This is a genomic window from bacterium (genome assembly GCA_022616075.1).
Lineage (GTDB): Bacteria > Acidobacteriota > HRBIN11 > JAKEFK01 > JAKEFK01 > JAKEFK01.
This window is the reverse complement of the sequence record JAKEFK010000320.1, coordinates 1-15,080: the sequence shown is the minus strand read 5'-3', so window position 1 is coordinate 15,080 and position 15,080 is coordinate 1. Positions and strand designations below refer to the sequence as shown.

At 48.7% G+C, this 15,080-nt stretch carries 9 protein-coding genes; 5 read left to right on the top strand and 4 right to left on the bottom strand.

Translation table 11 applies throughout. The annotated features are described in order from the left end of the window. Nucleotides 1-268 precede the first annotated feature (268 nt). Nucleotides 269-1,156 carry a hypothetical protein gene (locus L0156_25350; GenBank protein ID MCI0606327.1) on the top strand — a complete coding sequence of 296 codons (888 nt, stop codon included), beginning with the start codon at nucleotides 269-271 and terminating at the stop codon, nucleotides 1,154-1,156. 18 nt (nucleotides 1,157-1,174) lie between these two features. On the opposite strand, the gene L0156_25345 is transcribed toward L0156_25350, so the two are convergent. The 3 genes from L0156_25345 to L0156_25335 form a co-directional block, all read right to left on the bottom strand. Then, a complete protein-coding gene (locus tag L0156_25345) occupies nucleotides 1,175-3,817 on the bottom strand; it encodes a protein kinase (GenBank protein ID MCI0606326.1) in 2,643 nt (880 codons plus the stop codon). Nucleotides 3,818-4,000: 183 nt separating this feature from the next. Beyond that, nucleotides 4,001-5,518: a peptidase S10 gene (locus L0156_25340; protein MCI0606325.1), complete on the bottom strand. Its 1,518-nt coding sequence runs from the start codon at nucleotides 5,516-5,518 to the stop codon at nucleotides 4,001-4,003. Between the two features lie 171 nt (nucleotides 5,519-5,689). Beyond that, entirely contained in the window at nucleotides 5,690-6,841 is a 1,152-nt protein-coding gene (locus L0156_25335) for a peptidoglycan-binding protein (GenBank protein MCI0606324.1), read from the bottom strand. Nucleotides 6,842-7,585: 744 nt separating this feature from the next. Between L0156_25335 and L0156_25330 the strand changes: the two genes are divergently transcribed. Together L0156_25330 and L0156_25325 are read left to right on the top strand one after the other, a co-directional pair. Beyond that, nucleotides 7,586-8,608, top strand: coding sequence for an alcohol dehydrogenase (locus L0156_25330; protein ID MCI0606323.1), 1,023 nt, complete (start codon nucleotides 7,586-7,588; stop codon nucleotides 8,606-8,608). A gap of 161 nt (nucleotides 8,609-8,769) precedes the next feature. Continuing rightward, nucleotides 8,770-9,024: a hypothetical protein gene (locus L0156_25325; protein MCI0606322.1), complete on the top strand. Its 255-nt coding sequence runs from the start codon at nucleotides 8,770-8,772 to the stop codon at nucleotides 9,022-9,024. A 167-nt stretch (nucleotides 9,025-9,191) separates the two neighbouring features. Here the strand turns inward: L0156_25325 and L0156_25320 are convergent, their stop codons facing one another. Then, entirely contained in the window at nucleotides 9,192-12,476 is a 3,285-nt protein-coding gene (locus L0156_25320) for a protein kinase (protein ID MCI0606321.1), read from the bottom strand. 315 nt (nucleotides 12,477-12,791) lie between these two features. Between L0156_25320 and L0156_25315 the strand changes: the two genes are divergently transcribed. Continuing rightward, on the top strand, nucleotides 12,792-12,971 hold the full coding sequence (locus L0156_25315) for a hypothetical protein (GenBank protein MCI0606320.1): 180 nt from the start codon (nucleotides 12,792-12,794) through the stop codon (nucleotides 12,969-12,971). Between the two features lie 330 nt (nucleotides 12,972-13,301). Next, on the top strand, nucleotides 13,302-15,080 hold a 1,779-nt coding region (locus L0156_25310; GenBank protein ID MCI0606319.1), incomplete at its 3' end, for a carboxypeptidase regulatory-like domain-containing protein.

Genomic DNA, 15,080 nt, shown 5'->3' with positions numbered 1-15,080 from the left:
TCAATGCCGCCAGAATGGCGGCGCTCATTAGAGGAGCGCCAGCCTCCAGGCTGGCATAAATGACCGCCGGCATTCTGCCGGCATGGTTCGTTTAGAAAATCATTCTTCTCGTAGATGCAAAAGCAAATGTAGAAACTCAAGGGCCAATTCTCCAATTTCAATCTGCAATCTGCAATCTGCGATCTGAAATGTTGCGGCTCTGCCGCGTTGCGACTTTGCGTTAAAATCTTGTTCAGTATTTGTTCTATCATTTGAACAGGGGTATTTGGTGGGAGATTCGAAAAAGAGAACACGGGGAATCCCGTCCTGGATAGATCCACAAACCGGTGTGCTTTCAATCAGTTCAAAAAAGATATTAACGCCTTTGATGTCCCTTTCCGAATTCCTTCGCACACCACTCGGAGCGCAAGCAGTTCTTACTGAAGAAGACAGAAATGTTGATACGTATCATCATCTTGGGGCATTTGCATATCAGAAAGGAATTCTCAGGAAGTATAGTCTTGGGAAACACCTGATTGCACGGAATGCTTTTACGATCGAGGCATCTTTCCTGAACAACCAGCTTTTCCAAATTACACTTCATCCGGAATCGCCGTCTTTTGGTGCGACGGAAAAAATCAGGATGCAAAAATTGGAAGACTGGATGAAATCCCAAGCCGGTCCCCAATGGCCATCATGGAATTGGCTGTGGGGCACGTATTCTTTAAACTCCAATTACGATCCACGCTGGAGTGAGAAAATTTATGCAACGCTGGATGTGCGATGGGGACGGATCAATCAGCCCGCGAAACCATGGTGGCGAAGACCGTACGTTTTGGCTGTTGCCGTGGAAAAGCGCCCGGCTCAAAAATTGATTCACCGTTTTGTTGACTCAAAGCGGCGATGCTCTTTGCAGTGGATGACGGACGACTCAGATTGTTACCAGGCATTGATTGTTGTGAAATGTCCACACAAAAGCATTGAACATCTTTCTGTACGGGTTGGACTCACATATTCGGCTTTTCTTCCTAAAGTGAAGGAATTTAAGAAAGCTCATTATCTGATCATTCTGAGTCTCTCAGCCTACCACTGCGGTCCGCAGTTCGAATTGGTTGATGAATTAGCCCGTCGAATTATCAAATCCTGCCGGGGCGCGACAATGGATACGAAGTTATGAAAAAAATAGGAAACTCTGCTACTGAAGCAAAGATGTCCAATTTAGAACGACTTCGATCGGGGAGGTTGCTATTTCTTCTAATGGTGTGTTGATCAGAAAGCGCTGTCCGTCCCCCGTAACGACGTAATGGTTTCGCGCTTCAATCTTAGGCATAATCTTTGTTTGAAAAAGAATTTTGGGAGCAGGTTGTTCCGTTGAGCCAGGATGAAAATCGACCGACATCATCTTCCTATCCGGAGAAATATAGAAAATCTCTTTGCTGTTTGCGCTCCATTTTTGTTGTTGACCGCCGGTAGTAGAAATTTGTACTTTTCCGCCCGGTGTCGGAAAATTTTGTACGTAGACTTCATAACGTCCGGATTCATCCGATGAATAGGCGATCCAATTGCCATCGGGTGAAACCTGCCCAAAATCTTCATTGTATTCACTAGTCAAAAAGGGAACTGGTTTTCCGTTGCTATTTATCGGAAGCATCCATATGTCACTTTGATTCGTTTTGAGTTCGAGAGTCGTGTAAACAAGGAACCTTCCATCTCGTGACCAATCATCCGTGGCAGCGAAGCCGGTCAGCTTCAATAGCGTGATTACTTTTCCGCTTGACAGATTCGCTTCGGAAAAGACGCCTTCCGGATAAGAGGCGTATACCATGCGACTGCCATCCGGAGACCATAGCGAAGTGATTCCTCCGCGGTTTCTATTTGGGACGCGGTTCGCGATGCCTCGCGTTAATTCCAGGATCCAGATATCGCTATCGAGATTGCTTGAGCCGCGCCTGCCGGAAAACGAAATCTTCTTTTCATCGGGCGACAGACATGGTTCCGCATAAAGGCCGGGCGGACCCGCTTTTCCGATCTGTTTGCCGGTTCGGTCATACCAGATAAATTCACTGTTCTCAAATCCGCCTGTACGGTATGCAAGGACACCATTTTGTGCAACCGAGAAGGCAGCAAATCCGGCCGTAAACCATTTCACCCATGCACTTTCGACAAGTTTTACCGGATCACCTTTCAATTTCAAATTATCCGGATCAAAGGCGTGTGCCATTAGTTGATTTCCTGAAAGTAAGAAGATCAAATACCCGGAAGTATAGACTGCGCCTGAATCAGCATTGATCAGCCATTGTTTTTCTTTCGAATCCAGCGATCCAATGTAGATTCCGGCCATTTTGGGATTCATGCTCCAAACATAGTAGAGAAAGTGCCGGCCATCCGGAAGAAAAGAAGGGTAACGAACTGTTGATTCTCCTTGAGTCGCGTCAAGAGAAACTTGAAGCGCCGGGTTTCCACCTTTTGAAGATACGCGATAAATTGCGCCGCCTTCGTGAGCAGAAAACAGAATCACTCCATCGAGGTTCATGGTGCCCCCTCTTGGATTGGGGGCGCGACAGATCGTTTGAGATGACCCTGATGCAAGGTCAAACTTTTTCAAATTACCTTCTGAAAAGTATCCAATAGACTTGCTATCAGGTGCCCAGAAAGGGAAAGCGGCTCCTTCAGTACCCTGCAATCCGCGTGGATGGCTGGAATCAAGGCTCCTTAGCCATAAGATGTTATTTCCCGTTAAGTCGCTTGCTGTAAAAACCAGCGTTTCGCCATTCGGCGATAGCGCAATTGTGTTATCAAAGGAAGATCCTGCCGGCGGCGGGACCATAAAGCGGATCACAGAGACGTCTGTTGCACGCTGGTAGTTCAAAAACAGAAGTAGGCCGGTGAGGATCAATACTGCGACCATCCAGAATGCGCGCTCGAAACGCTTTGTGCGTTTTTGCATAAAGGGAACTGGTTGTACGAGGCCCACTTCTGAGATCCACCGAAGTTGAAGCACGATATCGTGGGCTGTTTCCCAGCGATCATCGGGATCCTTCGCCATGCATGTTTTCACGACCCAATCCAGAGCCGGTGGCGTCACTGGCTGAATGGTAGAAATCGGATGAGGATGGGAAGAGAGGATTGCCGCAATCAAACTTGCCTGGCTCTTGCCCGTGAATGCATGTTTTCCCGTCACCATTTCGTATAAAACGGTACCCAGAGAAAAAATATCGGTTCGCAAATCACAATCTCGCCCTTCCAGTTGTTCAGGGGACATGTACTGCACAGTGCCAAGGATAGTTCCTTCTGCAGTTAGCTCGCGCTGTTCTGGCGGTAGAGTCGATACGTCCTCCCGGCCAGATAGTGGGAGCCCCTGTCCGCCGAATTTTGCCAATCCAAAATCGAGCAATTTGACTCCGGATTTGGTGATCATGATGTTGCCCGGTTTTAAATCGCGATGAATGATTCCTTGTTTATGTGCTTTATCAAGCGCCTCCGCAATTTGAATTCCATATCGCAGGGACTGTTCAACTGTTAAAGCACCTTTGTGCAATCTTTGAGCTAGCGTTTCTCCTTCCAGGAATTCCATGACCATGAAATCGATTCCATCATGCGAACCGATATCATGGAGCGCACATATATATGGATGTGAAAGACTTGAAATAGCACGCGCCTCTCTTTCAAAACGCTGCTTCAAATCAGGATTGGCTGAGAAGTGAGCAGGCAAAACTTTGATTGCAACAGTGCGATCCAGCCTGGTATCCTTTGCGCGGTACACTTCCCCCATTCCACCAGCTCCAATTTGGCTAAGAATTTCGTACGGACCCAATCGCATGCCGGCGGAGACGCCCATGAGGCTAATTGTACTCCCCCTTGTATTGAACCGATAGCTGGCGGTGTCACGTCTCATACAGCATCGGTTATTACTTCATTTGAAACGGGGTTCAGATCGTTGAGGTAGATTGGAGACAGAAGGCGGCACGCCAGTGCGCCGCCTTCTATTAGCCAACACATCCAAATTTCAACTATGAACACGTCAAAGCGCAGAATCGTAAAAAGCCGCAAGGTCTGCTTTCATTCGAATCAATGATGGCTTGTGGATGTACATCATGTGCCCGGCTTCATAGTAAGTCATCGTGATGTTTTTCTGCTGTTCCTGCTCCAGTGGCAGGCGCTGAAACGTGTATTCGGTGGCAAAAAAAGGCGTGGCCAGGTCGTAATATCCGTTGGCCACAAGAACCTTCATCGCAGGATTCAATGAGATCGCCTGCCGGAGATTCTCAGACACGTCTACATATTCATTCTGATACTCCAAGTAACTCCACGGACGCACGCGGTCGGTCAGGATTTCATATGCGAGATCGCTTTCGTATTTCAGCTCCATTCGAACATAGTGATTCAGCGCGGCGGTGTAAACGCCTTCGATTGCCGCATAACTCGGATCAAATTCGAACTCTTCACCGGCTGCATCGCGGTCTCTTCCCGTAAACCGGGAATCAAGCCGTCCCACCGTGAGACGTTCCGCGCGCATCAGCTCTTTTGTAAATCTGAAGATCTCGATCCGCAGATTAGAACGATTCACATAATCAGTTGTCAAACCTGTATATCGCGCTAGCTTCTCTGCTACGGTGTTTCTTTCCGAAGGAGAAAGTTTAGAGCCTTTCATCAACGCCAATGTGTACTCTCCCACTGCAAACTGACGGACTTCGTCCAGCGTTTTCCGTAGATCGTTCTGCAGTTCCGGAACGAGTTTTTTGTGATACCAGGCTGTCGCAGTGTACGTTGGTAAGAACAATATATAAGGAAGGTCATTGCCTGAATTAAAACGGGCCGTTTGAAAATTCAGAATGGAAGAGACCAGAATGACACCATTGAGATACATTCCATGCCGTTGCTGCAAATAAAGAGAGAGCGCGGCGGCGCGAGTAGTTCCGTAGCTTTCACCAATCAAAAATTTGGGAGAGGACCAGCGACGAAAACGGGAGACATAGAGCCGGATGAATTCACCGACCGTTTCAGCGTCTTCCCGGTATCCATGAAACTGTTTCGGGTCTTCGCCCGGGACTGCTCTGCTGTAGCCGGTTGTAACCGGATCGATGAAGACAAGATCGGTTTGATCGAGGACCGAATAATCATTATCGACCAGCTGATAAGGAAGCTTTGGCGGAAATCCTTCTTCTGGCATCTGAACTCGTCGCGGCCCGAGCACACCCAGATGGAGCCACACGGATGACGATCCCGGTCCGCCGTTGAATGAAAATGTGATCGCACGTTTGGAAGGATCGCTCATTCCTGTGCGCGCGTAGGCCATGAAAAAAATGCTCGCCTTGGGGCGCCCATTCTCCTCCTTCAAAAGAATATTGCCCGCCGTTGCTGTGTACTCCACAGGCTTCCCATCGATGCGAATTGTGTGTTTCGTGTCGGAAATCAGCTCCTTTGGAAACTCTGCCTTGAACTCCGGAGTGTCTTTCTTCTTCGCGTTCTCTTCTTCCGCGAAGCCAATTGCAGTGGTTATTATGAACATGCTCACCAGAGCGAGTATTCGCCTCATCATGCTGCTTTCTCTCCTTCAGTGCTTCGTTAGACGACGGTGTTATTGCTCCTTTCAAAGTAACAACTTTCATTTCCACACCAGTTTGTTTTATACCATAGAGCCACGGAGAGCACGGAGTGTTGCACAGTCTTCCTGGCAGAATCTACGATGGTATTTCTTTTTCCGGCAAACTCACCGGATACTTTTATCCAGGCGCTCGAGCGTCTGCCTCCATGTCCTGTTGTCAATCTGGAACCGCCTGTCTTCGGTGAGCTCTCGCAGCGCTTTGGCGAGCTCGGCATTGTCCGGTCGAAGCGTCAGGTAATGCATCATTTCGGCCCGTTTGTCCGGATGGAGTTTTTCAAATTGTGGTGCGGTCGCCAATGTCATCAGGTTTGCGGCGTCGGCGCCAGTGAGTTGTCCGGTACTAAACCACTGCGGCAGGCCATCCAAAATTTGGTTCCTTACGTCTTCGGGAAGATTTCGAACACCAGCCCCTAACAATTTTGCCATGTTTTCAACCTGATCAGTGTCCGGAGGATAATTCATCAACCGGGTCAGCAACTCGTTCTTTTGTGGAATTTGAGGCTGACCAAGTGGAGGAGGAGTAGTTTGACCGGCGATAAGTATAAGACTGACGATTTTAATGCGATCGCCCCCATAACTCTGGATCCGGTTGAGCACCCAGTTTTGTGATTTTTCGTCAAGCATGGCGAAATTTGTACCTGCCAGGTTCTCCAAATTTACGGCCAGCCGGTTGTCCGCCGGTCTGGCGGCCATGGTGTCCATCAGCAGTTTCCTGGTTGAAAGCGGCAGAGATCCAAAACCACTCTGGTCTATAACATTCACCATATTCCCTATGCTGGTCATGTCACCCGCTGCGGCATATTGCTTGAAGCGGCTGATCACGTCCGATTGCATATTTGGCGGCAGCTTCTGAAACCCTTCGCTATCAAGCAGTCTGCGCATTTCTGCGGCTGTGTTCGGATCGTTCTTCAGAGCGATGATATCTACCTGAGTCGACAGCCTCTTCCGGGTTTGGGGACCAGCGATCCCATCTTCTTTGATGCCGTTTTCTCTTTGAAACTCGCGAATGGCGTTGCGAGTATCCTCGCTGTCAAGACCATCTTCTTTAATGGGCTTCTGACGGTTTTCTATCCGCCATTTATTCAGCGACTCCTGCAAATCTCGAACTGCGGGCTGCGGCGTGCCGGCAGCCTGAGTTGGTGTAGCACCGGTGGCCGCGCCGGTTGGGAGCGCCTGGTAAAGGTTGTGTCGCATTAAATCGCCACTCAGTTGATGTTGCCCCTTGCTCTCAGTAGCCTGCATTTTCTGCGCGAGCACTGTCTTAGTCGACTCCTGGCTATCAGTTGAAGTCTGCCGGTCTCCTACTGACGGAGGCGAGACTTCTGATGCTGTTTCTTTTACGTTTGTCGTAGTAGGTGAGGGTATTGGCGGTGTTTGTCCGCCTATCCGTGTGTTTGCCATTGTCTTACTCCTTGCAAACTCGATAGCTCACATTCTTTAACTAAGACGGATAAGGAGCCAGCTAAACGGACATATTTCCTGTTTCTGTCTAGCTGATGTAATTTCAGTATAACATTAAAAGATCGAGTCGCATTTTCAGGATTGGCGGTTAGAAACGATTACCTAACACGAAAGCAACACAAATCCTTCTAACCACAATGGATTTGAAAATATGTTGCAGGTACACCACTATCTTTATATAGATTTGCTCGCAAGGAAGTGCCGGCCAGAAACCGCATGGGAACAACACTACGAGAAGACGCACGCCCAGCATCTGGTGGGACTGGTACGCGCCCTATTTGAGCGCGCGTCAGAAGGGCAGCAGTCCGGAGGAGGCAGTAGCCACCGCCGATCGCTACATGTAAGGAGGTATACCAAATCTGACTTCGATCACGTGAATGCATAGGAGGAAAGAACATGGCAAATCTAAAGTATACAAGCAGACAGGTCGACATTTGTCGCTTGCGCTTTGTGCCACAGCGTTCATTGCGCACAACACGATGGCACCGACCGATAGCAGAAACGTGCTTTTCAAGCGATTTGTAACGAGAAGGAGGATTAATGAACTCTAAAATGAAAGTTGCACAGTTAAGTAAACCTGGCGGAGATTGGGAGTTAGTAGAGCGTAATATCCGTGAACCAAAGCCTGGACAAGTGCGCGTGAAAGTGGAGGCTTCCGGTATTTGTCACAGCGATGCTCTTGTCAAAGAAGGTTTGTGGCCAGGGCTTCAGTATCCGCGTGTTCCAGGTCATGAAATTGCGGGACACATCGACGCAGTCGGTGACAACGTCATCACATGGACGAAAGGTCAACGCGTCGGTGTTGGCTGGCATGGTGGACATTGTTTCGTGTGCAAACAGTGCAGGCGTGGTGACTTCGCAATGTGCGTCAACCGAAAGGTCACTGGTTTTGACTTTGATGGAGGATATGCCGAGTACATGATTGCACCGGCCATGGTGCTGGCGGCTATTCCTGATGAAATGCCAGCTGAGGAAGCAGGACCTTTTATGTGTGCCGGGGTAACAGTGTTCAACGCACTGCGCAATTCCGGAGCACGCGCCGGAGAAGTGGTCGCAGTACACGGCATCGGCGGACTTGGCCATCTCGGAGTTCAGTACGCGCGACAGATGGGATTTGAGACTGTCGCTATCAATCGAGGAAACGACAAGGAACCGCTGGCTCGAAAGCTGGGCGCCCATCATTACATTGATGCGAACGCTCAAGACGTCGTAGCAGAGTTGCAAAAACTTGGTGGCGCAAGCGTAATTCTCGCGACTGCACCGAATGCGCAGGCGATTTCTCCGCTGGTTGATGGATTGTCTTCAGATGGCAAACTGCTAGTGCCGGCGGCACCACCCGAGCCTCTCACGATCAGTGTTTTCTCACTAATTCTGGGAAGGCGATCAGTCGCCGGTTGGTACTCAGGTACAGCGAAGGATTCGCAAGACACAATGGAATTCAGCGCACTGAGTGGTGTACACCCGATGGTCGAAAAATTTCCACTCGATCGCGTGGCGGAAGCCTACGAACAAATGCATAGCGGAAAGGCGCGATTCCGTGCCGTGCTCACGTTCTCTGCGTAACGGTCGACTTGTGTTTTTAATTAGTTAGTAAGATGCATCTGATTAGAATTCGATAGTTGTCGGTTTTGTTTTCTCCTGCTATGTGGTTGAAGTTCGCTTTGAAGACAGTTCGTTTGGCTTAAAATCGTTCAAAACGTCCAATAGGGAAGAAAAGTGGGGATATGGCTTATGCGTCGATGGATGGTGGAAAAACTGCGGAAGTGAAACTGAAGCGTTACCCCGGTAACACCAATGATCCTGTAGTGATCCAAAATCTGAAATACTGGGGAGCGCCGCGGAACGACGGATTTGTCTTGATGCCGAATGAAGTAGAAGCGTACCGGATTGGCCCGAAAGCATTTGAATTTCGGAACACAAACGGTTTCATGATCACCGTAGACATCAATTCCAACGACGTCGCCAAAGCTAGCATGTAGAATAGACCATCAGAATCGTTTTGTTCGCAGTTGCGGGCGCCTGCCTTCCAAGGCGCCCCAACTCAGGCCGTTCTTAAGTAAATATTGGAATCTACATCCGCAGTAGAGGGCGTCCCATCATGCGATCCTTTGGTACATTCCGTAATCCGAAAAAGGCGCAACTTCGCTCAAGAAACAGAGTTTTTGTGTTGCTGCATTTTGGCGTTTTGGAAATTTTCTTTCTCTTTATTTTGAAGGCTCGGATTCATGGAAAAAGCACGCTCAAAGTTTTCGATTGAGCCGGCCAGCATAACCATGCGGCTTTCTCGATCAGGACTCCATTGTGCTTGAATCAAGAGCAAATTTGCTTTGGTTGCATAAACACCGGGAATGTCCGGATTCAGCTCCATGCATTTCTGAATCTTTAAGAGCCCCTCTTGAATTTCACTCTGTGGATTCTGATTCAAATGGATTTTCCATTCCGATTTCTTCAATTGGATTTCACCCAGCATTGCATAAGCTTGTGCAAATTTCGGATTCAAATCCAGTGTTTTCCGCGCGTGTTCCGTGGCGAGATTCAGCGGCTCCTCAGGCGACCTGTTTTTAGCTAGCAGCCATTCGGCTCTAATGAATTCAAGCCGAGCCATCCCGTGATGAATCTGTTGCTGCGCAGGATTCAGCTCAAGAGCCTGCTTCAAATAGTCCATGGATTTTCGCAAAGCTGGAAGTGGGGATTCCTTCTTTTGAATTAGATGCTGAGCCTCGATTCTTTTCGCGTCTGCCAATCCGGTAAACACCTCAGCATAATGGAGACCAATTAAAGGAATCAGTTTTTCCTCCGTCTCTTTGATCCATGGAAGCGGATTGTCATTTTGCGCCAGCAGATATTCGGCACGATACAGATGCGCGCTCGCGCTATTTACAGAGGAATGCGGATTGCCTGGTTTCAGATTCTCTCCTTTCTGGCATTCGCTTAAAGCCTTTTCTATGTTTGGATACGGATTCTTTCCGTGTTCCAATTCATAACTGACCAGCTCCAGATAAACCGCTGCGATGTTCGTATGGATCAACCAGTAATTTGGATTGATTTTCAAAGCCTTCTCAAAATTCTCTAAAGCCTGTTGAAAAAATGCCGTGGGATCATTTCCGCTACTCCTGGCAATCAAGCCGAGATTTGTGTAAACATACGCGAGGTTTGACAGTGCGCCAAAATGACGGGGACTTAATTCCAGAGCCCTTTTGTAGGCATCAATTGAATGAACGAAAAAAGACTTGCTTTCTTCACCACGTGTCATTGCTTCGATGCCCTGGCCGAAGTAGGAGCCGCCAAGAGCTGCAAAAGCTACGGGTGAAGAGGAATCCTTTTTCACCGATAGCTCAAGCGCCCTTATCGATTGTTCCAGGTATTTCGTGGGATCTTTGCCGGTTTGGGATTGATAGTCGGCAAGATAGGAGTAAGCCGTTCCAAGTGTAAGAGAAGCGCGGGCATTCTCTGGATCGAGAGTCAGAGCCTTCCCACTCAATTCAATAGCTGTATGAAAGGCATCCGAAGGATCATGACCCAGAAGGAGCTCGTTTTCTCCCCACCTCCATGCAGTCCGCGCAAATAATTCATACGATGTTGCGTCTTCCGGATTTACAGTTATTGCCTTTTTGCAATATTGATTCGATTGCTCGTATTCGGATTTTCCATCTTTTCCAGTGGCAAATTGGACGGCCATTACTGCGCGCCACAGTGAACACTGGTTCTGGTAGAGAGCAGCATTGCTCCTGCATATTTCTTCAGCCCTGGAATAGTTTTCCGCGCTGGCTTGATAATGCTTCTTTGCTAGATCGAATTTCCCTTCGTGTGAGGCCTGCTCCCCCATCTTTTCGAATACTTGCCCTTGCAGCATCCTGGCCTCATAAAGCCACGGAAATTTTTCCGACGATTGGCGAGCCAATCGCAAAGCTGCATCCCAATTTTCTTCATAGTAAGCCAAAAGCGCTTCTCCATATTCTCGTGACTGGCTCCCTAATTCAGGTGTTTGACGCAAATATCGAACAGCTGGATCACGAAACTCCCTTTTAACAGCCAGCAGATTTCTCATCCGTGTCTCTTTATCTTTGATCCGGTTCACTTCAGATACTTTTTTCTCGTACAGCGCGCCCAGAGTCAATCCCAAAGCGTTCGCCACCTCTTTCCGCTGATATCCCGCATTCCAGGCTCTCTCTAAATGCATTCTGGCTTTTTCATAATCTTGAAGAGCGAGATACCCGCGTCCCAGCGCAAAACTCCCGGGTCCTAACCCTGCTTTTCCAACATCCGCCGTCATGACTTCAATTTCCTTCAAGCGTTGCAACACCTGTGATTTTTCTTTTCGAATGTCGTGCAACGGTGTCATATAGGCGACTCGCATCTTCCAATCCATTTCTTCTACGAATCTGGAGAATTCGCGCGCAACTTTCACCTCCTTTGCAGCGCGCAAATAGGAAGAAAGGCTAAAGCCGGCCAAAGCGATGATTACTATGGACGCCGCTGCCGCAAGGACTGCAACAGTCTTATGCCTTTTGATTTTTTTGAAAACGCGGTATCGCAACGTGGGGCGATGAGCGAGAATTGGTTCACCTTCGAGGTATCGCTTGAGATCATCACCTAATGCGCGCGCCGAATCGTATCTCCTCGCAGGATCCTTCTCCAGACACTTGGATACGATGGTCTTAAGATCCTCCGGAATGAATGGAACAATTTTATTCAGGGAGACAGGTTCCTCTGAAACGATATTGATCAAAAGGTCCACGCCCGTGCTGTCAAACGGTCGTTGACCGGAAAGTAAATAGTAGAGAGTCGACCCCATGCTATAGATATCCGCTCTACGGTCCACCATCCGGTTGCCCAAAAGTTGTTCGGGAGACATGAACGCCGGCGTCCCCATGATTGCTGACGTCGCTGTGATGCCTGCCTCAGAGATTTCACGAGCGATTCCAAAATCCACAAGATAAGGACGTAGCGAGCCATCGTCTCTTCTTTCGATCAAGATGTTGGAGGGCTTTATATCACGGTGAACGATGCCCAATCTGTGCGCGGTCTGCATCGCATCGCAAACCTGTTCCATGAGGCGGATTTTTTGTTCCAAAGATAGCTCGCCCGATAATTCTTGCAGTGTCTGCCCCGGAATGAGTTGCATCGCGATGTAGGGCTTACCTTGGACCTCGCCGACTTCGTAAATTTTGCAGACATTGTCATGTTCGATCTGTGCTTGCGCCCTCGCTTCACGAAGCAGACGCTTCTTGTACTCTTCATCCTCACTTCGGATGAATTTCAAAGCGACATACCGCGAGAGTTTCGGATCATAGGCTTTGTAGACGCGAGCCATGCCCCCTTCTCCGAGCAGCGATTCAATTCGATATAATTGCCAGTCCTGAAGTGGGATGTCTACTTCGATGCGACCGGAGTCCGTATGAATGAAGTGAGTGGTTTCGTCTCCGGGCATATATGGAACTAGTATACTGAGAGCACAACTCTCACACAAAATGTGAGGGCAATGGTAATGTCCCAAAGTTGTGTTGGGGTTGTCCTATTGGAAGGCTTTCCAACCTCCCCTTAATCCCCTCCTTCATAAGGAGGGGAAATCCGAACAACACACAAATAGGACAATACCAGGGCAATGACTTTCTTGAATGTTACCGCTCACGAGTATGATTAAATGGAGCGTGCTAGTGCTCATCGCGAATCTTTACGGTCAGTTTGGTATCCCACCCTCTCCGTTTTTTGTTTTTCCCGACAATATGACCCCACTGTGTGCCAAATGGTTTTCTTTGTAATCATTTTCTCAAACCATCTTTTGTACGCAGAAGAGGAAATTGCGGCAATCGATTCCGATGTTTTACGGATGATGTATGGATTGTGGGAGGATTCCGGTTTCGTCAAAGATCCGAATCGAACCGAAAGGGCTGCGTGGATTGTCTGCGATTCTGCGAATACGTAACACTTGATTCGCTGGGCCACGTTCCGCAGACCGCAACCGGGAGCTTTGGTACGGACCGGTTCCGCCAAATACGATCGCGCAGATCCATACAAATACCGACAAAGTAGATCCTCAACCGGCAAAAAAAGATTTCGCAATGGCCAAAAAGATTGGGATCCCGGTGTGCACAGTGAGCGCAGGTGGCATCTGGATCGCAAAACCGGACGGCGTTGTGGAACAACTCAGTGGCCCGGTTTGGTACAAAATTGTGCGAAAGGAATAAGTTCATTGCCGCCAACAGCTAGGTAGCTACACCCGGCTAAGCGGAAGGTGAAATGCTATAATCAGGTCATGCTTTCCAGAGCAGCAGTTCTGCTCTTCCTCTTTTTTACAATCGCTTTCAACTTACCAGCGTGGTCTCAGATCATCACGGGCAGTATCCGAGGTGTTGTAAAAGATAGCAACGGTCGACCTCTAGCCGGCGCAACGGTTATCATCAGCAAGACCCATACTGGCCAGACGCGAAGTCTGACTACAAATGATCTGGGAGTTTTCCACTTTCCCGCCCTTCCGGTAGGAGTCTATTCCGTAGAGGCACGATTGGACGGATTTCAACCCGTTCGTGCTAATAGAGTAGAAGTAGATTTAAGTAGGACGTCAAATGTGCCTTTCACCTTGAACCTGGCGAAAACCGAAACGATTCACGTTATTGGAGACAGTCCCATGATTGATCTGCAGAATGCGGGTGTGCCTACGATCTTTAGGCAGGAAATGGTGGAAAATCTTCCGACGCGTCGCCACATGTGGACTTTGATGCAGGTCGCACCCGGAGTGACTACGGATCGCGGCGATGATCTGGATTCTGGAATCATCGCTTTTGGCTCCAACCGCCAATCCAACAACTGGATTATTGATGGACTGGATATTACCGGTCCTCAAACGGGAGATCCAGGATTTGAGCCTAATCCGGATATTATTGAGCAAATGCAGGTTTACGGCGTTGGATCGCCTGCCGAATACGGCAATCACACCGGCGCAGTTCTGAATGTCATCACCAAGAAAGGTGGCAACGATCTCCACGGTGGTGTGAATTCATTTTTTCAAAGTCAGGCGTTCACCGGGATGAATGTTCGCGTGCCGGATTCGGATTTTGTATTCCACCGGGATACGTACTATGAAGTCACAGGGCAGATTGGTGGTCCGATCCTGAGAGACAAGATCTGGTTCTTCGGAGCGGTTCAAAGCAATCGTGATTCTTATTCAGGCCCGGGCAGCAATCCGGATTATGCTCCGCTCACTAAACTAGACAGGTACAATCTGAAGATCACCGCGCGGCTTGGGAAAAGATATGACCTCAATGGATTTTTTCACGATGAACAGTTTGACCTACCTGATCCGGTGCAACCACATTATGCCAAGTCCGCTCTTCCCCATCAGTTTGGAAGCACGCTCTCATGGGGCGCCTCATTAACGTCCGCATTCGATGAGAAGATTTTGCTGGAGACAGGTTACGCCGGCTGGTCGGGTCAATCGTTGCGTGGTTCTCAAACGGATAGCCTGGAGAATCCTTTTTTCTTTTTCGATCGCGAATTATCAAACTTCACCTGGTCGGGAGGAATCCAGCGTCCTAATGACAATACGACTTATCGTCACCAGGTCCGGGGGAAAGCGACGTATTATGCTGATCGTTTTTTGAAGAGTCAACATGAGTTCAAATTCGGAGTACAGTATTTCTACGGCTCCGCAATCCTGCTATCAGGGTATGGTCCGAATGGTTCCGTATATTTAGATGGATACGATTATGACGTTGGCTTTTTCAAAAACTACCGGACTCCTTTCCTTTCAGGCAGTGTTTCAGATGGCCTGGGATTTTTTGTAGATGATACGGTCACATTAAATCAACGCGTCACATTGAATTTAGGATTCCGCTTCGATCACAATACAGGATCGATTCCGGATTTCGATCGTTTGGAAGTTGGGACACCTTCGATTACGGAAATCGGCAATTTTAAACGGACGGGTGAGATGATTCCAGGCGTCAATAATCTTGTTCAATGGAATCTGGTTTCGCCGCGCCTGGGATTTGTCTGGCGAACCCGCGAAGATGGCAGGGCTGCGCTGCGAGGTTCC

Coding starts and splice junctions, on each gene's coding strand:
- L0156_25345 (MCI0606326.1), bottom strand. CDS start 3,817: ATGGGCGTCTCCGCCGGCATGCGATTGGGTCCGTACGAAATTCTTAGC.
- L0156_25340 (MCI0606325.1), bottom strand. CDS start 5,518: ATGATGAGGCGAATACTCGCTCTGGTGAGCATGTTCATAATAACCACT.
- L0156_25330 (MCI0606323.1), top strand. CDS start 7,586: ATGAACTCTAAAATGAAAGTTGCACAGTTAAGTAAACCTGGCGGAGAT.
- L0156_25325 (MCI0606322.1), top strand. CDS start 8,770: ATGGCTTATGCGTCGATGGATGGTGGAAAAACTGCGGAAGTGAAACTG.
- L0156_25320 (MCI0606321.1), bottom strand. CDS start 12,476: ATGCCCGGAGACGAAACCACTCACTTCATTCATACGGACTCCGGTCGC.
- L0156_25315 (MCI0606320.1), top strand. CDS start 12,792: ATGGTTTTCTTTGTAATCATTTTCTCAAACCATCTTTTGTACGCAGAA.